15 protein-coding genes are annotated in these 17,453 nt (G+C 46.6%); 3 read left to right on the top strand and 12 right to left on the bottom strand.

Annotation, left to right across the window (positions count from 1 at the left end; all coding sequences use genetic code 11):
- Positions 1-78: 78 nt before the first annotated feature.
- Positions 79-702 (bottom strand): ATP-dependent Clp endopeptidase proteolytic subunit ClpP, encoded by a 624-nt coding sequence (gene clpP, locus AC6I8Y_RS04480; protein WP_042474027.1) that lies wholly within the window; start codon positions 700-702, stop codon positions 79-81.
- Positions 703-807: 105 nt separating this feature from the next.
- Positions 808-2,112 carry a trigger factor gene (gene tig / locus AC6I8Y_RS04475; protein ID WP_234494284.1) on the bottom strand — a complete coding sequence of 435 codons (1,305 nt, stop codon included), beginning with the start codon at positions 2,110-2,112 and terminating at the stop codon, positions 808-810.
- A gap of 550 nt (positions 2,113-2,662) precedes the next feature.
- Between tig and AC6I8Y_RS04470 the strand changes: the two genes are divergently transcribed.
- From AC6I8Y_RS04470 to AC6I8Y_RS04460, 3 genes are all read left to right on the top strand, one after another.
- Positions 2,663-4,468 (top strand): sensor histidine kinase, encoded by a 1,806-nt coding sequence (locus tag AC6I8Y_RS04470; RefSeq protein ID WP_498020851.1) that lies wholly within the window; start codon positions 2,663-2,665, stop codon positions 4,466-4,468.
- Positions 4,465-5,802: a sigma-54-dependent transcriptional regulator gene (locus AC6I8Y_RS04465; protein ID WP_498020850.1), complete on the top strand. Its 1,338-nt coding sequence runs from the start codon at positions 4,465-4,467 to the stop codon at positions 5,800-5,802. The genes AC6I8Y_RS04470 and AC6I8Y_RS04465 overlap by 4 nt, the downstream gene beginning before the upstream one ends.
- A gap of 95 nt (positions 5,803-5,897) precedes the next feature.
- Positions 5,898-6,083, top strand: coding sequence for a hypothetical protein (locus AC6I8Y_RS04460; protein ID WP_234494287.1), 186 nt, complete (start codon positions 5,898-5,900; stop codon positions 6,081-6,083).
- A 17-nt stretch (positions 6,084-6,100) separates the two neighbouring features.
- On the opposite strand, the gene AC6I8Y_RS04455 is transcribed toward AC6I8Y_RS04460, so the two are convergent.
- The 10 genes from AC6I8Y_RS04455 to AC6I8Y_RS04410 all read right to left on the bottom strand — a co-directional run bounded on the left by AC6I8Y_RS04455 (position 6,101) and on the right by AC6I8Y_RS04410 (position 17,366).
- Complete coding sequence (locus AC6I8Y_RS04455; RefSeq protein ID WP_446569355.1) at positions 6,101-7,462, bottom strand: TRAP transporter large permease; 1,362 nt, start codon at positions 7,460-7,462, stop codon at positions 6,101-6,103.
- Between the two features lie 2 nt (positions 7,463-7,464).
- Positions 7,465-8,118 carry a TRAP transporter small permease gene (locus AC6I8Y_RS04450; RefSeq protein WP_128649174.1) on the bottom strand — a complete coding sequence of 218 codons (654 nt, stop codon included), beginning with the start codon at positions 8,116-8,118 and terminating at the stop codon, positions 7,465-7,467.
- Between the two features lie 75 nt (positions 8,119-8,193).
- Positions 8,194-9,192, bottom strand: a complete 999-nt coding sequence (locus AC6I8Y_RS04445; RefSeq protein ID WP_394152478.1) for a DctP family TRAP transporter solute-binding subunit — start codon at positions 9,190-9,192, stop codon at positions 8,194-8,196.
- Between the two features lie 208 nt (positions 9,193-9,400).
- Positions 9,401-10,570 carry a S8 family serine peptidase gene (locus AC6I8Y_RS04440; RefSeq protein WP_394152477.1) on the bottom strand — a complete coding sequence of 390 codons (1,170 nt, stop codon included), beginning with the start codon at positions 10,568-10,570 and terminating at the stop codon, positions 9,401-9,403.
- Between the two features lie 196 nt (positions 10,571-10,766).
- Positions 10,767-11,879, bottom strand: coding sequence for an ABC transporter ATP-binding protein (locus AC6I8Y_RS04435; RefSeq protein WP_112462281.1), 1,113 nt, complete (start codon positions 11,877-11,879; stop codon positions 10,767-10,769).
- 5 nt (positions 11,880-11,884) lie between these two features.
- Positions 11,885-12,742, bottom strand: coding sequence for a carbohydrate ABC transporter permease (locus AC6I8Y_RS04430; protein ID WP_042474016.1), 858 nt, complete (start codon positions 12,740-12,742; stop codon positions 11,885-11,887).
- Positions 12,739-13,668 (bottom strand): carbohydrate ABC transporter permease, encoded by a 930-nt coding sequence (locus AC6I8Y_RS04425; RefSeq protein WP_394152474.1) that lies wholly within the window; start codon positions 13,666-13,668, stop codon positions 12,739-12,741. Before AC6I8Y_RS04425 ends, AC6I8Y_RS04430 begins: the two co-directional genes overlap by 4 nt.
- Before the next feature lie 118 nt (positions 13,669-13,786).
- Complete coding sequence (locus AC6I8Y_RS04420) at positions 13,787-15,040, bottom strand: ABC transporter substrate-binding protein (RefSeq protein WP_234494294.1); 1,254 nt, start codon at positions 15,038-15,040, stop codon at positions 13,787-13,789.
- A gap of 139 nt (positions 15,041-15,179) precedes the next feature.
- Entirely contained in the window at positions 15,180-16,634 is a 1,455-nt protein-coding gene (locus AC6I8Y_RS04415) for an ATP-binding protein (RefSeq protein WP_234494295.1), read from the bottom strand.
- A 3-nt stretch (positions 16,635-16,637) separates the two neighbouring features.
- The gene (locus tag AC6I8Y_RS04410; RefSeq protein ID WP_128649172.1) at positions 16,638-17,366 is read right to left on the bottom strand and encodes a response regulator; all 729 of its coding nucleotides are present in this window, start codon (positions 17,364-17,366) and stop codon (positions 16,638-16,640) included.
- Positions 17,367-17,453: the final 87 nt, after the last annotated feature.

Raw genomic sequence — 17,453 nt, 5'->3', positions numbered from 1 at the left:
ACTTTAGACTATATTGCGCCCGAGAATTCATTTTTCAAGGGCTGCAATCCAGTCTTATTTCACTCAAACGATGACGGGTTAACCGCGGTGGGTCAAAACTTCGTCGATAATACCGTATTCAGCTGCTTGAGCCGCTGACATGAAGTTGTCACGGTCAGTATCTTTTTCAACAACTTCGAGTGGTTGACCTGAGTGCTCAGCAAGAAGTTTGTTTAGCTTCTCTTTGATGGTCAGGATTTCTTGCGCGTGAATTTGAATATCAGATGCTTGACCTTGGAAGCCGCCTAGCGGTTGGTGAATCATCACGCGAGAGTTTGGCAGCGCAAAGCGTTTACCTGGAGCACCACCAGCAAGTAGGAAGGCACCCATTGAACATGCTTGACCAGTACACAGTGTGCTGACGTTCGGCTTGATGAACTGCATAGTGTCGTAGATAGACATACCCGCCGTTACACTGCCACCTGGTGAGTTGATGTAGAGGAAAATATCTTTGTCAGGATTTTCTGATTCTAGGAAAAGCATTTGGGCGACGATAAGATTCGCCATGTTGTCTTCCACTTGACCAGTCAAGAAAATGATTCGTTCTTTTAGTAGTCGCGAATAAATATCGTAAGAGCGTTCGCCGCGGGAAGTTTGTTCAACCACCATAGGTACTAGCGCGTTCATAATTGGCGACATTGCATTTTTTTCTTGGTAGCTCATATTCTTATGTCCCTAAAATAAATGGCCCGGATGATAAACATCATACGGACCATTGTTAGCAGAGAAGTCGACTCTAAGTCAACCTTCTATACAAGATATTGCTTATTAAGCTGCAGGCTGTTGGTTCATTAGCTCGTTGAAGCTAACTTCTTTGTCAGAAACCTGTGCTTTAGCTAGGATCGCGTCGATCGCTTGCTCTTCTAGTGCAACGTTGCGCATGTTGTTCATCATTTGCTCGTTTTGCTCGTAGTAAGCGATAACTTCTGATGGATCTTCATATGCAGTTGCCATTTCAGAGATAAGCTCTTTCACTTTCTCATCGCTAGCTTCTAGCTCTTCAGACTTGATCACTTCACCTAGAAGAAGGCCAACAACTACGCGACGCTTAGCTTGCTCTTCGAATAGCTCACGTGGAAGCTGAGCTGCTGCTTCTGGGTTACCGCCGAAACGCTGTGCAGCTTGCTGACGTAGAGCACCGATCTCTTGATCGATTAGTGCAGCAGGAACGTCGATGTCGTTCTCTTTAACTAGACCGTCAAGAGCTTGCTCTTTGATACGGTTCTTGATTGCTTGCTTAAGCTCACGCTCCATGTTCTTACGAACTTCAGCTTTAAGAGCGTCAACGCCGCCTTCAGCTACACCAAACTTAGCAACGAACTCGTCGTTGATTTCTGGTAGTTCTTGAGCTTCAACTTTGTTCACTTTGATTAGGAACTTAGCTGCTTTACCTTTTAGGTTCTCAGCGTGGTAATCTTCTGGGAAGTTTACGTCGATTTCGAATTCCATACCCGCAGTCTTACCTTGGATACCGTCTTCAAAACCTGGGATCATGCGACCAGCGCCCATTTCTAGTGGGAAGTTCTCAGCTTTACCGCCTTCGAACTCTTCACCGTCGATAGAACCAGTGAAGTCGATAGTTACACGCTTGCCGTCTTCAGCTGCTTCTTCAACTTCAGTCCAAGCTGCTTGCTGCTTACGTAGAGTTTCGATCATCTCTTCAACGTCTGCGTCTTGTACTTCAGTCGTTGGTTTTTCAACTACAACGTTCTCTAGACCCTTAAGTTCAACTTCTGGGTAAACTTCGAAAGTTGCAGTGAATACTAGATCTTTACCAGCTTCGTTCTCAACAGGAGCGAAAGTTGGTGCGCCTGCTGGATTGATTTTTTCAGAAACGATTGCTTCGATGAAGTGACGTTGCATAACTTCACCCATCACGTCTTGACGTACTGCTTGGCCGTACATTTTAGCAACCATCTTCATTGGCACTTTGCCTTTACGGAAACCATCGAAACGACGGTTTTTCGCGATGTTGCGTAGTTCAGCTGTCACTGCGTCTTCGATGTTAGCAGCAGGAACAGTAATGTTTAGACGGCGCTCTAGGCCCTCTAGAGTTTCAACAGTAACTTGCATTGTATAAACCTCAGTTTGGCTCAGTGTTGGCTGAGCGTATGAGCGTCAATATCACGGGGATACTTCCGCTTCATCCTTGTTAGTACCAAACGTACTTCTTTAAAATGAGCATCGATAACCAGTCAATTGTGCCTTATACAGCACTTTGCTCTGGATATCGGACTAATGAGTGACGTCTTCTTTAGCACTGAACATGTCAGTTAGAACATGTCAGTTAAAAGGCATCTCTGATTAGTCTCAGGACAAAATTTCAGACGCGACATTCTAGCGATCTCCACCTACCCTGTCGAGTCGAACTCGGGTCAATCGACGCTTTTGTCGCTAAATACTCAAAGAAAAGGGAAATCAGTGCTGATTTCTCCTAAGTCCACATTGAAATGGGGACAATATCGACTTTTTCAAGAGATTGAAGGGCTTTTTTTGGTGAAAGACGAAAAAAGAGATCTTGCTCCTGTTTTGCTGGTCTTCCACCTCTCAGTTCTTATAACTTTTTCGCCACAATTTCCTTATATTCGTTAACCTATATATATCGAGCTGTAGAGGTGCTGTCATGCGATTAAAACGGATTTTAGTGAGCTTTATTGCACTGTTTGTTTTTATCTCTGCGACAGCCGGTCACTGGTATTGGAGCCACAGCTTTGAAGCGATGCAATTGCAACACCAGAACTGGCTCAACCGCTTTGTCGAGACCATAGATAGCAAGCTTGATAAATATCGTCATATTCCTCAGCTACTGTCGCAAGACAAAGAGTTAGTCGACGCTCTGCAAGCACCTAACAACTCCGCGCAAATTGAAGTGACCAATCGCTATCTTCAACAAGCCAATGCCATCATCCTTGCCTCAGACACTTATCTACTGGATCGCTATGGCAATACCATCGCATCGAGTAACTGGAATCTTCCCCATTCGTTTGTCGGCAAAAATTTTGCGTTCCGACCCTACTTTCAAAATGCAATTGAGGGTAAACAGAGTGCTTACTTTGCACTAGGCTCGACATCAGGACAAAGAGGCTACTACTACTCGTTCCCTGTGACCTATGCCGCTGACAACATAGGCGTGGTGGTGGTTAAAATGGATCTCTCGTCAATCGAGCGCAGCTGGCAAAGTGATAACAGCATTTATGTTGCCACCGATAACAATCAGATCGTTTTCATGTCGAGTGATACCGATTGGCTTTTTACCAGTCTCTCCGATATTGATTCTGAAACACTAACGTCAATACGTGACTCTCGACAGTACCTGCAAACCGATATCAAAAGCCTTGGCTTTCAAGGTGACTTGCTTGCTTCATCTACGTTGCTCACTAACCCAAAAGGGAATATTTTTACCAAACAGTATTTGGCTACCCAACGTGACTCCGGCATCCCAAACCTAATACTTCGCGTGCTAACGCCGCTATCCGCGCTCTATATTGACCTCTTCAGCTTTATTAGCGTCATAGCTCTTGTGTTTATTTCCCTTTATCTCGTCGTCGCGCTTGCAGAAAACCGTCGCTATCGCCATCGACAAATCGAGCAACTACAAGCAGAAGCTAAGCAAAAACTTGAGTTTCTCGTCATGGAAAGAACCGCGGAATTGCATGTGGAGATTGATGAACGAGTCAAAACAGAGAAAGCACTGCGCCAAGCACAAGATGAACTCATTCAAGCAGCAAAACTCGCGGTGTTAGGACAGATGTCAGCCAGTATCAGTCACGAGTTGAACAACCCTCTCGCTGCAATAAGAAGCTTTGCAGAAAACGGTCAACGTTTTATCGATAAACACAAGGTGGATCGTGCCAAAGACAACCTAAATCGTATCGTCGCCCTGACTGAGCGAATGGCGAAAATTAGCCAACAGCTCAAATCTTTTGCCAGACGAAGCGACGCAAATGAGCTCAGCGAAGTCAAATTGGCACCAGTACTGTTCTCAACCATTGAGCTCATACAACCTCAGCTTAAGAGCCACCAAGTTAAGCTAGATTGTGTCATCGATCAGCAGGATATTCTCGTTGTCATTAACCCTATTCAGCTTGAGCAGGTACTTATAAACCTAATGACCAACGCGATGCAAGCGATGGAAAACAGCCCTCAAAAGCAGTTAAATCTCAGTGTAGAAACAACAAATCAGGCGGTTACTATCCACGTCGATGATTCCGGTCCTGGACTTCAGAATTACTCAGAGGAGAATCTGTTTGAGCCTTTCTACACCACGAAGGAAAACGGTTTGGGGTTAGGACTCTCTATCTCTCAGCAAATCATTCAAAACCTGCATGGAAAAATCCATGTCACTCAATCCTCTTTAGGGGGCGCTCGCTTTAGTGTCGTGCTACCGATATCCGACGCAGCATTGACGCCCACAAGGAAGCCTGTATGAGCCAAGTTTTTTTTATCGATGATGAATCCGACATTCGAATCGCCTTGGAACAAAGTTTCGAGCTTGCCGATATCGATGCCAAATTCTTTGCCAATGTCGAAGATGCACTCCTCTGCCTCAAACAAGAGACACCACTCGCCATTATTTCAGATATCCGATTACCAGGTTTATCTGGGTTAGATCTGCTCAACACAATCAGCCACCACTATGCGGGGATCCCGGTGATTCTCATTACCGGGCATGGTGATATATCTATGGCCGTCCAGGCCATTCAAGATGGTGCTTACGACTTCATTGAAAAACCGTTCTCCGCAGAGCGCCTTATTGAGATCACCGAACGTGCCATCGAAAAGCGCCAGTTAACCCTAGAAAACGAGCAATTAAAACGCTCTTTAAAAGCTAGTCAAACGCTGGGGCCGAGAATTATAGGCGACACGTCCGTGATTCAAAATTTGCGCGAAACCATCTCTGCGGTTGCGGACACTCACGCCGATATACTGCTGTTCGGAGAAACGGGCACGGGTAAAGAGTTAGTGGCACGTTCACTTCACGAACAAAGCACTCGAAAAGACGCCAATTTTGTTGCTGTGAATTGCGGCGCGGTTCCTGAGAACCTTATCGAAAGTGAACTTTATGGCCATGAAAAAGGGGCATTTACTGGCGCAGAAACAACCCGCGTAGGTAAATTTGAGCATGCTCAAGGAGGCACCCTGTTTCTGGATGAGATAGAGTCCATGCCGATGCAAGCTCAGATTCGTCTGCTTCGCGTACTGCAAGAGCGTTCAATCGAGCGTGTCGGTTCGAATACGTTAATCCCACTTGATATTCGCGTCATTGCAGCCACCAAAACCGATCTAAACCAAGCGTCACTGGAAGGCGATTTTAGACAAGACCTCTATTACCGACTCAACATTGTCACGCTGGATCTCCCCCCATTGAGAGAGCGTAAAGACGATATCGCCGCCCTATTTCACCACTTTCAGCTAGTGGCCGCTTCTCGCTATGGAAAGACCGCTAACGCTCTTAGCCCGCAAGAGCTAAGTCAGCTAATTAGTCATGATTGGCCGGGTAATGTGAGGGAGCTACGAAACTGCGCCGAGCGTTTTGTCTTGCTGGGTAAGATTCAAGCGGGAGATAACGCTAACGACTCGAAAGACACGGGGCAAACCCTCGCAGAGCAGGTAGGGCTGTTTGAGAAAAGTGTCATTGAACAAGCTCTAATTGAAACCAACGGCAGCATCAAAGAAACCATGGAAAAACTCAATGTCCCGAGAAAAACTCTCTACGATAAAATGCAGAAATATCAGCTTATTAAGGAGTCCTACAAAAAGTAATCCCTAAAATAAACTAGAACTGTGATTGAGATCTCCTAGACTTATAAATGTAAACACAATGTTGCATAACAACTTTGGAAAGAGGGAGAGATCTGATGGGCGAAAAAACCAAGGTGCCCTTCATTTCAGACACTGTTGAGATTGATGGTATTTTTTACGTTGAGCAGCGTGTTGAAGTTGGGGACAGACGCAAACAAAAAGCGAAGCGCGTATTCTACGAAAGACGCTTCCAGCCCGACCCGAGGGCACAACATGGGAAACATATTGATGAGGAGGTCTAACGACCTCCTCTTTTTTGTTACTTGGTAATAATTTCTGGTCCCATCAAGGTCGTTGGTAACCATGTCGACACCCAAGGTACATAAGTCACGATGATCAAGAATAAGAACATCACCCCCACCCATGGCAGCGCAGCTTTGACCACACCCATCATCGACATCTTAGCGACACCTGCCGTCACAAACAGGTTAAGCCCAACGGGCGGCGTAATCATGCCTATCTCCATGTTTACCACCATCATGATGCCGAGGTGAATTGGATCAATCCCAAGCGCAATCGCAATTGGGAAAACCAATGGCGCGACAATGATAAGTAGACCAGACGGCTCCATAAACTGACCACCGATTAGCAGCAACACGTTAACCACAATTAGGAAGGTGATCGGTCCCAAACCCGCAGAAAGCATCGACTCTGTGATCATCTGAGGGATACGTTCTTCAGTCAGAACATGCTTGAGAATCAATGCGTTTGCGATGATAAACAGCAGCATAATAGTGAGCTTGCCTGCTTCAAACAGTGTGTGCTTGGTATCTTTGTGCACAAACGTCTCAAAGACTTTGACTAGAGCAGGTTTCTTGTTTTCCTTGTCGGCAAACGGCCCCATATCCTTATAGATGAAGTTAGCGATCAAGAACGAGTAAACCGCTGCTACCGCTGCCGCTTCTGTTGGCGTAAATACCCCACCGTAGATCCCTCCAAGGATAATCACCACCAGCAGCAAACCCCAACTTGCTTCACGAGCAGAATCGAAGACCTCTTTCCAGCCTACAAATGGCTGCTTTGGAAGACCTTTTACTTTGGCAGCAATATAAATAGCAATCATCAGCATCAACCCAGCAAGCAGTCCAGGAATGACGCCACCAAGGAACATGCGACCTACCGAAACGTCAGTTGCTGCCGCATAGACCACCATAACGATCGATGGCGGGATAAGAATGCCTAACGTCCCTGCATTACAGATAACGCCAGCGGCAAACTCTTTGGTATAACCGTTCTTAATCATACCTGCGATAACGATACTACCGATGGCGACCACCGTCGCTGGCGACGAGCCAGACAGAGCAGCAAACATCATACAAGCCACCACCGATGCCATCGCCAATCCACCTCGGAACCAGCCAACCATGGCAATCGCAAAACGGATAATTCGCTTCGCCACACCACCTGTCGACATGAAACTGGATGCCAAAATAAAGAATGGAATCGCAAGCAGTGTGTAGTGTCCAGCAAAGGCATTAAAAAGAGTTTGAGCAACCGAGGCCAGTGAAGCATCAGAGTGCATCAACAAAAACAGAATACTTGATAGGCCAAGAGACACCGCAATCGGCACGCCGATAAGCATAAAGCCTATCACCATGAGAAAGAGTAATAGAATATCCATGCTTATTTATCCTTGTCCTTAACGTTATCGAATGCGTTGTCTTGCATCTCAGCTTTCAATGCTTCCAAATCCTCTTCAGCTTCATGACCTGCAATTAAGCGATCCAGCTTTCCAGTAAAGATTTGATAGGCCGCCTGAGCAAACCGGAAAGTCAGGAGAGCCATACCAATAGGAAGCGCCATGTAAGGAATAAATCGCGGCATTTTTTCGTAACGCTCACCCTCATTGAGCCAGTCCGCTAGAAACTGGAGCATTTCAGGCATAGGAATATCGTCGGTTTCATACCAAGCTCTGTCGGTGACAAACGGATACCAGTAGTTCCATGAACCGATAAGCAACAGGACTGAAAACGTCAGACAGGCTAAAACAGAGAGAATGGCGAAGAGCTTACGGTTATTTTCCGAAACCATGTTGATTACAACATCAACACCGATATGAAAGTGTTTCTTTACACCGTAAGAAGCGCCGACAAGCACCATCCAGGCAAACATAAAGACGGTAAGTTCAAGTGCCCATAAAATATTGTCGTTAAACACATAACGAGAAATAACATTGGCAAATGTTAACAGTGTCATCGCACCTAAAAAGAACGCAATCAGCGTTTCTTCAAAGGCATCGGTAACCTTGCCAATACGAGAGATAAGAGACTGTTCCATGTGATACATCGCTTTTGTAATAATTGGGACAGGGAAGATGACCTCACTTTCGTGAGGTCATGAACTGCTTAATAATTATTGTTGGTTAGACGCCAGTGCTGCTTCGATGAGATCAGAGCCGATGTCCTTCTCAAACTTCTTCCACACTGGTTGAAGAGCTTCGACCCATTGCTGGCGCTGCTCCGGCGTCAAAGTACGCACCACACCACCAGACTCTACGATGTTGTTTTTGTTTGCTAGGTTTACTTTGGTCGATTCAGCATTACGAGTCTCAGTAACTTCTTTGAGAATCAAAGCAAACTGGTCACGCGTATCTTCTGGCATGCCATCCCAGAACTCACGAGAAGTCACGACGAGGTAATCAAGGATGCCGTGGTTGGTTTCTGTCACACCATCCTGAACTTCGAAGAATTTCTTACCGTAGATGTTTGACCAAGTGTTCTCCTGGCCATCAATAACTTTAGTTTGCAGACCGCCATACACCTCTTTGAACGACATCTTCTGAGGGTTAGCACCTAACTGCTCAAATTGTGCAACCAGTACGTCCGATGCTTGAACGCGGAACTTCAGATCTTTCGCATCACCCGGTACTAGCAGTGGCTTGTTCGCCGACATCTGCTTCATACCGTTGTGCCAAAACGCTAGACCTTGTAGGCCACGACGCTTCATCGCATTTTTGAGCTTTTCACCCGATTCTGAGTTTTGGAAGCGATCGACTGCTTCCACGTTTTCAAACAAGAATGGCAAATCAAAGATGCGGTATTTCTTAGTAAACTTCTCGAATTTAGAAAGTGAAGGAGCGGCAAGTTGAACATCACCGTTCAAAAGGGCCTCGAGAACTTTGTTGTCATCGTACAGTGTTGAGTTAGGGAATACCTGCATACACGCTTTACCGTTCATTTCAGTATTCACGCGCTCTTCGAGCATTGACGCTGCGATGCCTTTCGGGTGTTTGTCCGTATTCGTGACATGACTGAACTTAATAACAATTTCACCAGGGTCACAGTTCGCGGCAGCGTTGAAGCTAATAAGCGCAAGAGCAGAGACAGGCAGTAGGGATAGAGGCTTTAACATTATTATTCTCCTTTGGATTAATGCAGTCCCATCTATGGGTACTGATGGGCTTTAAAGGAGCAATAAGGGTGCCAAGATGAAAGAACATGTTAATTGATTGATTTTTAATAAAATAAAGACTGAAGGAAAATATAACCACTGAGTAATTAGGCCTTGATGAGTGAAAAACCATACAAGGCCTAAGCTAAAATGGGTGGATTTCCGCCTATTACTGACTGGCGATAGGATCAGGATAGCTGTCTCTTGGATCTGTTATATCGCCATTAATCGTGATGTTATCGATGCCGACCGCGAGGACTACACCACAAAAGTGCGGCGCGGCCATGGATGTTCCATTGTAAGCAACAACACCACCTCCAGCCTGCGTAGACAGAACGTTCACGCCTGGCATTGCGAATTCCATCGTAGAGGCAACAGAAGCGCCGTCTGAGCGAGTATAAACATGATTATTTGAGAAATTAGAGAAGCTCGCAACGTTATTACCATCTGCAAACGCTGATATTGTATACACCCCTGGATATTGGGTCACTGCCGGGGTGTAGCCAATAATATCGGCACCGCTGTTACCAGCAGCAATAGCAAATGTTACACCGGTCATATTCACAGCATTAATCAACGCTTCATCCAAAGCCCGCGAATAACCGGCACCACCTAAGCTCATATTAGCGCAGTCCTCTGAGCCTGCATTGGCAGCAACATGGTCGACTCCCGCAATCACTCCAGACATACTGCCGCTACCATTATTGTCGAGGACGCGAACGGGCACTACTTTGGCGCCTGGAGCCACTCCAACAACGTCAATCTCATTGTCATACGCTGCTATCGTGCCCGCTACATGAGTCCCATGCCCATTTCCATCTTCAGTGGTGTTTTTTCCGCGAGCGAAGTTAGCACCTCGCTCTGTATCAACGTTTAAATCGGCATGACGGCTATCTATCCCAGTGTCGATCACCCACGCTGTCGCAAACGGACCATTTTCACTCGGTCCACCGACTCGATCAATTCCCCAAGGGGTTTGCTGGGCTTGAGGTGGGCTGGTGTCATCCCCTCCCCGATTGGGCTTACCACCTCGTGGCAGTGCCACCATCAATCTGTCTTGCTCTACGTATGCTACTTCAGAAAAACGTGACAATTGCGCTTTCGCTTGAGGGGGTAAGTTTACTGACATTCCTTTTAGCGCATGACGGTAGTGTTGAGTGACCTGACCTTTATTCTGTAGAACAAAATTTGCGACTTCACTTCGTTTGGACTCTGAGATTCCACTGTTGAACACAACGATATATTGATTAGCAAAGTTATGACCTTGCTTTACACCTGCATGGAGAGGTGCACTCAGTGAGGCTATGGCAATAGTTATTGCTAGGTTGGACAGTTTCATAAATCCTCCCACATTTGGTCTTTACGAAACAACAATGTGTGGTAGGGATTATAGTTTGCGAGGAATTAGCGCGTAGAGAAGGACTGTTTCATCTTTGAGACTTGGCCCTAATGTACCCATTATGGATGATCAAACCGAGGAGAATCTCGTGAATCTTCCTCGGTCTGCTTTGAGTATAAAAATTAACTAGGTATTTCTAAACAATTAAACGATCCTCTGTCCCCGCATCAAAAAACACGGCCTTAGACATATCAAAATAAAGTGGCGCTACCTGCCCAACATTGGCATCAAACTCGGGTGATAAGCGGCAGGCTACTTCCTGCTCATTCACCTTAACCATAGCGATAACATCAGGCCCCGTGGGTTCCAACACTTCCAGCTTGAGGTTCACTTGGGTCGCAACAGCCGTCTCTTCTTCGAGCTTTTCCGTGATGTGTTCAGGACGCAGACCAATCACAATCTCATTGCCGTCTTGTGGACGTAATGAGTCAGGAAGTGCGACAACATGCTGCTGATTGTCGCCAGAGACCACACGAATAATCGGCTTGTCGTTCTCATCTAAATCAACACGAGTCTTAATGAAGTTCATTGACGGAGAGCCCATAAAGCCTGCGACAAACATATTGTTTGGCTCGTTGTAAATCTCTTTTGGCGTGCCTAACTGCTGCAACTCACCATCCTTCATAACTGCGATACGATCCGCGAGGGTCATCGCTTCGATTTGGTCATGCGTTACATACACAATCGTGGTATTGAGCTGCTGATGAAGGCGCTTTATCTGGTGGCGCATCTCAACACGCAACTTCGCATCCAGGTTAGATAATGGCTCATCAAACAAGTAAAGCTTAGGACGGCGTGCGAGCGCTCGGCCCATCGCGACCCTTTGTCTCTGACCACCCGAAAGCTGCGATGGTTTGCGATCGAGTAGGTGGTCGATTTGAAGCATCTCAGCAACGCGGTTTACTTCCGCATCGATCTGCTCCTGTGGCATCTTGCGGATCTTCAATCCAAAGGCGATATTGCCACGCACTGTCATATTTGGATAAAGAGCATAAGATTGAAACACCATAGCAATATCGCGATCTTTCGGCTGCACTTGAGCGACATCGCGACCATCTATCACAATTTCACCTGCGCTGATATCCTCAAGGCCTGCAATGGTGTTCATCAAGGTTGATTTACCGCAGCCCGATGGTCCCACAAGGATAAGGAACTCACCTGAGTCGATACTGATATCAATACCTTTTAGGGTTTCATTGTCCGCATTGCGATAAGTTTTACGGATCTGTTTAAGTTCTAAAGTTGCCATGTTGATTATCCTTTTACTGAACCCGCAGTGAGACCGCGAACAAAATACTTCCCTGCCAGTACATAGACCACCAGCGTTGGCAATGCAGCGATGATCGCAGCAGCCATATCAACGTTGTACTCTTTAACACCAGTACTCGTGTTGACCAAGTTGTTGAGCGCCACCGTTATCGGCTGCGTCTCAGAGCCTGAATAGACGACCCCGAATAAGAAGTCATTCCAGATTGAGGTGAACTGCCAAATCACTGTCACCATGATGATAGGTGTTGAGAGTGGCAGCAGAATTTTAAAGAAGATGGTGAAAAAGCCTGCACCATCGAGTTTGGCTGCTTTGACCAGTTCATCTGGCACCGCAATGTAGAAGTTACGGAAGAACAGAGTCGTAAACGCCATACCATAGATCACGTGTACCGCCACCAAACCTGCGGTCGTGTTTGCCAGACCAAGCTTGCCAAGTAACGCCGCCATTGGTAGCAGGATTACTTGGAATGGAATAAAGCACCCGAACAGTAACAAGCTGAAAAACAAATCAGAGCCTCGAAACTTCCACTTAGTGATCACATAACCGTTGAAGGCACCCAACAAGGTTGAAATGGCCACAGCCGGAATCACCATCTGGAATGAGTTCCAGAAATAGCTCTTCACCCCTTCACATTTCACGCCAGTACAAGCGCTGCTCCAAGCTTTACTCCATGCATCAAACACCCACTCAGTCGGTAGTGACATCAGGTTACCCGCTTTGATGTCTGGCAGTGTCTTGAAGGAGGTGATGACCATGACAAACAGCGGCATTAGGTATACCAAGCAGAAGAAGGTCAGCGCCGAGTAGATAAAGAGTCTAGAAAGATTCATCGACGTATTCATGATTTCTTCTCCCTAAGCTCTGAGTACAAGTACGGAACCAAAATTGCCAATATCCCCGCTAGCATCATCATCGCACTGGCTGCACCAAGACCGATCTGGCCACGGGTAAATGAATGCGCGTACATGAACAGAGCTGGCAAATCAGAGGAGTAGCCAGGTCCGCCTGCGGTCATCGCCGTCACCAAGTCAAAGCTCTTAATAGCGATGTGCGAAGTGATAATGACCGCACTAAAGAACACAGGGCGTAGACAAGGCAAAATGATTTTCCAATAGATGGTTGGCAAACTCGCCCCATCAATTTGCGCCGCCTTAATAATCGACGAATCAATACCGCGAAGACCCGCTAAGAACATCGCCATCACAAAGCCTGATGACTGCCACACCGCGGCTATCACAAGCGTGTAGACCGCCATGTCGGAGTTCACCAGCCAGTCAAACTTAAAGTTTTCGAATCCCCAGTCATGCATCAGCTTTTCGACGCCTAGACCTGGGTTTAGGATCCATTTCCATGCCGTACCCGTCACGATGAAAGAGAGCGCCATAGGATAGAGATAAATCGTACGTATCGCGCCTTCTTGGCGGATATTCTGATCGAGCAATATTGCCAGCCCTACACCAAGGACAATCGCAATAAGCATAAACAGCACCCCGAAGATACCGAGGTTAGTGATTGAGGTGATCCATCGGTCGTTGTCCATCAACTTTTCATATTGAGCAAAGCCGACAAAATTAAACGACGGAAGAAAACGCGAGTTGGTCATTGAGACCGCCGCGGTCCAAAAAATAAACCCGTAGATACACACTACAGTGACGAGCATGGTCGGTGCCATGACAATCTTAGGTAGCCAATGTTGAAGGCGATCTACTAAGCTGAGTTTTGGCGCGGACTGCTTATTTGAGTCTTGTGCATTCAAAGCCTGCTCCATAACCTTTCCTTACTAATAACTGCTTTCGGAATTGAGCAAGCGTTAAGGGTGCAGGGCACCGCTCTCTCCCTTTTACAGGGAGAGAGTCATCTATAACGCTTGATTTAGGAGGAAGTGACTAGATAGCCGCTTTGACAGCTTTCGCCAGTTTCTGTGCCGCTTCTTTTGGATCCGCATTTGGATCGTTGAAGAAGTTAGTGACCACGTCATAAATAGCGCCTTGCGCATAACTGGTGGTCGACATGCCGTGCGCCATACTTGGCACTAGGTCGCCGGTTTTCGCGGTTGCCTTGAAACTCGCCATTGAGTCCAGTGCACATTGGTCAAACGCGCTCATGTCCATATCGGTACGAACTGGGATTGAGCCCTTGTTGAGGTTGAATACTTCTTGGAACTTCTTATCCAAGATGGTCGCCGCCAACGCTTTTTGCGCAGCGACGTTAGTTTCATCTTTGATTTCAAAGAAAGCGAAGCTATCTACGTTGTGTGTGAACTGCCCATCTGTACCAGGCGCAGGTGCACAGATATAGTCTTTACCTGGTACCTTACCTGCTGCGGTAAACTCACCTTTGGCCCAGTCACCCATGATTTGCATCGCTGCCTCACCATTGATAACCATAGAGGTGGCAACGTTCCAGTCACGACCTGGCGAGTTCGCATCAATGTAGTCATGTACTTTTTGGAACTTAGTGAACACTTCTACCATCTTGTCGCCAGATAGCGTGTCCATATCTAGGTCTACAAACGCTTTGCGATAGTCATCTGAACCTAGTACATCGAGAGCAATCGCTTCAAATACGGTTGCGTCTTGCCATGGCTGACCACCGTGAGCAAGAGGAATGAAGCCTGCTGCTTTGATTTTTTCTGCTGCAGCGAAGAAGTCGTCCAAGGTCTTTGGTACTTCTACACCGGCTTTTTTCAATACTTCTGGGTTTGCCCAAAGCCAGTTAACACGGTGTACGTTGACGGGTACTGCAACATACTCACCATTAAACTTCATAACATCTGTGACCATGCTAGGGACACTTGCATCCCATCCACCAGACTGTGCAACGTCGTCTAGGTTAGTCAAAAAGCCAAGGCCGCCCCATTCTTGAATATCGTGACCTTTAATTTGAGCCGCTGAAGGTGGGTTACCTGATACAGCGCGCGTCTTAAGTACCGTCATCGCACTTTCACCGCCACCGCCTGCTACCGCAAAGTCTTTCCATGAGTGACCTTGCTCTTCTAGCATCGCTTTCAGTTCTTGTACGGATTTCGCCTCACCACCAGAGGTCCACCAGTGAAGGACTTCCACTTCACCTGCACTAGACAGTGAAGGTAGTGTGGCTGCAGCGAGGGATAGAGTCAGTAGGGTTTTATTCATTTTCATTGTTATCTTCCATGTATTGGATTAGACAAAAGGCCATTCTTGCCCCTGTTCGATACACAGTGTAGAAAAAACCAGCAACACTCACTGCAACAAACTGTTAACGCAAGGTAACAAGGATGTTACATTGTGAAATCTATCACTAAGCCTCTAAATTAGGCGGAATATAGATCTTCACTTCTAAACCACCTTGCTCGGCATTTTGTAGCACAAGGTCTCCGCCCAGGCCGTGCAAGATACTGCGGCAGATCCCTAAGCCTAAACCGTGGCCATCTTTATCATTTGCGAGGCGGGTATAAGGCTCAAAAACCGCTTCCAATTGAGATTCTGGAATGCCGTTACCTTTGTCTAGAATTGTGACAATGATCCATGTCGAGTTCTCTTCGATGGATACAAACGCATGCTTGCCATACTTGACGGCATTATCGATAAGGTTGGTCAGCACACGTTTAATGGCCAATGGTTTAAGTACCACAGGCTCCATCGGTAACGCCGTAAAGCTCACTTGCGTGTGCACTTGATTGTAAGTTTCAGAGAGGTTTCGAATCATCTCATTGAGGTCAACAAAGTCGTTGTTTTCATGCAAGTCCGTATCTCGAACACACTGCAATGCACCTTTAACCATCATCTCTAGATCATCGAGATCTTGGTTGAACTTGTCACGTTTCGCATCATCGTCAAGCAGCTCAGCGCGTAGCCTTAATCGAGTAATAGGTGTTTTTAAGTCATGAGAGATGGAAGAAAATAAATGTTCTCTATCAGACACATACTTTCGAATCCGGGTTTGCATGCGATTAAATGCTCGCGTCGCGGTGACGAGCTCCGTCGCCCCTTCCTCTTTGAGCGGCGACTGGTCAATGTCCATACTCATCTCATTCGCGGCTTTAGCAAGCCGCCTTAAAGGCTTAACCTGAGCACGAACCAGCAAGAAAGTTAACACCAGCAATAGCGAGGTAAAGATCACCAAAAAGACTAATTGGTCCTGAGAGAAAATACGGTCATCTAGCTGCATGTAAGGCGACGGTAATAGCGCCGCCACGTAAATCCATTCTCCTTCTTTGAGCTTGAGCTGGACCACGAGAATCGGTGGGTCAAGAGGCCCTAAGGTCAACGTATGGTGAGCCCATGATCTTGGCAAGTCATTGAGAAAGATATCGTTCTTAAGCAGTCTTAAGTTTTCAGCCTTCGAGAAATCGACCTTCACCGCTTCAATCGTTGGCAACTTCTCTTTTAAAACCCGAGTAACAGATTGCATCGACGCTAGCTTGAGCGGCGTGTCAGGAATCGGATCGACAATCAGCTCTTCACTGTTAAAGGAGACGAAGAAGCGCGTTCCCCCCATATTGCGAATTTGGTCTAAAACGATATGTCGGTATTTAATCGGCAACCTTTGAAAAAAGGTCACCGTGGAGGCAAACATAGTCGCCATACTGGCCGAGGTATCACGAATACCAGAGAGTTCATCCTGCTTGGTTTTCTGATACCAAATTGCAGTAAGAACACCCTGAGAGCAAAAAACCGCCAGTAAAGTCAGTAGTAGCGTGCGGGCTACCAAGGAGTTCGGGCTCAAACGCTTGAACCAGCGTGTTCTAGACATGAATTATTGACCGTATTCGACAGGCACAGAAAGAATGTAGCCGTTACCACGCATGGTTTTAATGTAGTGAGGATACGTTTTACTGGTGCCCAGTCTGTTGCGAATTCGACTCAACTGAACATCGATTCCTCGCTCATAAGGCAGCGCTTCGCGACCTCGAGTGGCAAACGAGATCGTATCCCTATCAAGGATCTCATTCGGACGCGACAAAAACAGCATCAGCAGCGCAAAGTCACTTCCAGACAAGTCATGACTGCGTCCATTAACCTTATTCGTCATACGGTGTGCAATCGTATCTAAATGCCAGTCACCAAAATCGATGGTGCGAGGTGGTGTATCATCGTGTTTATCTTCATGGATATGCGCACGGCGCAATAGTGCCTTAATGCGAGCCATTAACTGTCTCGGGCTGAATGGCTTAGCGATATAGTCATCGGCCCCTATCTCGAGACCAATGATTTGATCGGTTTCATCAGACACCGCAGTCAACATGATAATAGGTACTTGAGAATCACGCCTAACACGCTGACAAAGGGTAAACCCATCGTCACCTGGCAACATCACATCAAGCAGAATAAGATCGGGATATCCCTTAGCTTTGATGAATAGCTCCATCTCCACGCCATCTTCGGCACCCGACACTTCAAAGCCTGCCTTAGTTAAGTACTCTTCGAGCAATAGGCGGATTTCTTCGTCATCATCAACCACTAGAATGTGCGTCTTAGCCTGCATTATGTTCCCTTAAGTCTGCACTGCGATCCCTACAGTGTAAGGGTTTTGACGGGGAGTTATTATTGATTCGTTTATAAATTTTGCTAC

It is taken from the genome of Vibrio sp. KUL78 (genome assembly GCF_059725505.1).
Note: the sequence above shows the minus strand (reverse complement) of the source record. Positions and strands in the feature narration are given on the sequence as shown.

Excerpts from the sequence above, each read along its gene's own strand:
- clpP (WP_042474027.1), bottom strand. The coding sequence starts at position 702 with ATGAGCTACCAAGAAAAAAATGCAATGTCGCCAATTATGAACGCGCTA.
- tig (WP_234494284.1), bottom strand. The coding sequence starts at position 2,112 with ATGCAAGTTACTGTTGAAACTCTAGAGGGCCTAGAGCGCCGTCTAAAC.
- AC6I8Y_RS04470 (WP_498020851.1), top strand. The coding sequence starts at position 2,663 with ATGCGATTAAAACGGATTTTAGTGAGCTTTATTGCACTGTTTGTTTTT.
- AC6I8Y_RS04465 (WP_498020850.1), top strand. The coding sequence starts at position 4,465 with ATGAGCCAAGTTTTTTTTATCGATGATGAATCCGACATTCGAATCGCC.
- AC6I8Y_RS04460 (WP_234494287.1), top strand. The coding sequence starts at position 5,898 with ATGGGCGAAAAAACCAAGGTGCCCTTCATTTCAGACACTGTTGAGATT.
- AC6I8Y_RS04455 (WP_446569355.1), bottom strand. The coding sequence starts at position 7,462 with ATGGATATTCTATTACTCTTTCTCATGGTGATAGGCTTTATGCTTATC.
- AC6I8Y_RS04450 (WP_128649174.1), bottom strand. The coding sequence starts at position 8,118 with ATGGAACAGTCTCTTATCTCTCGTATTGGCAAGGTTACCGATGCCTTT.
- AC6I8Y_RS04445 (WP_394152478.1), bottom strand. The coding sequence starts at position 9,192 with ATGTTAAAGCCTCTATCCCTACTGCCTGTCTCTGCTCTTGCGCTTATT.
- AC6I8Y_RS04440 (WP_394152477.1), bottom strand. The coding sequence starts at position 10,570 with ATGAAACTGTCCAACCTAGCAATAACTATTGCCATAGCCTCACTGAGT.
- AC6I8Y_RS04435 (WP_112462281.1), bottom strand. The coding sequence starts at position 11,879 with ATGGCAACTTTAGAACTTAAACAGATCCGTAAAACTTATCGCAATGCG.
- AC6I8Y_RS04430 (WP_042474016.1), bottom strand. The coding sequence starts at position 12,742 with ATGAATACGTCGATGAATCTTTCTAGACTCTTTATCTACTCGGCGCTG.
- AC6I8Y_RS04425 (WP_394152474.1), bottom strand. The coding sequence starts at position 13,668 with ATGGAGCAGGCTTTGAATGCACAAGACTCAAATAAGCAGTCCGCGCCA.
- AC6I8Y_RS04420 (WP_234494294.1), bottom strand. The coding sequence starts at position 15,040 with ATGAAAATGAATAAAACCCTACTGACTCTATCCCTCGCTGCAGCCACA.
- AC6I8Y_RS04415 (WP_234494295.1), bottom strand. The coding sequence starts at position 16,634 with ATGTCTAGAACACGCTGGTTCAAGCGTTTGAGCCCGAACTCCTTGGTA.
- AC6I8Y_RS04410 (WP_128649172.1), bottom strand. The coding sequence starts at position 17,366 with ATGCAGGCTAAGACGCACATTCTAGTGGTTGATGATGACGAAGAAATC.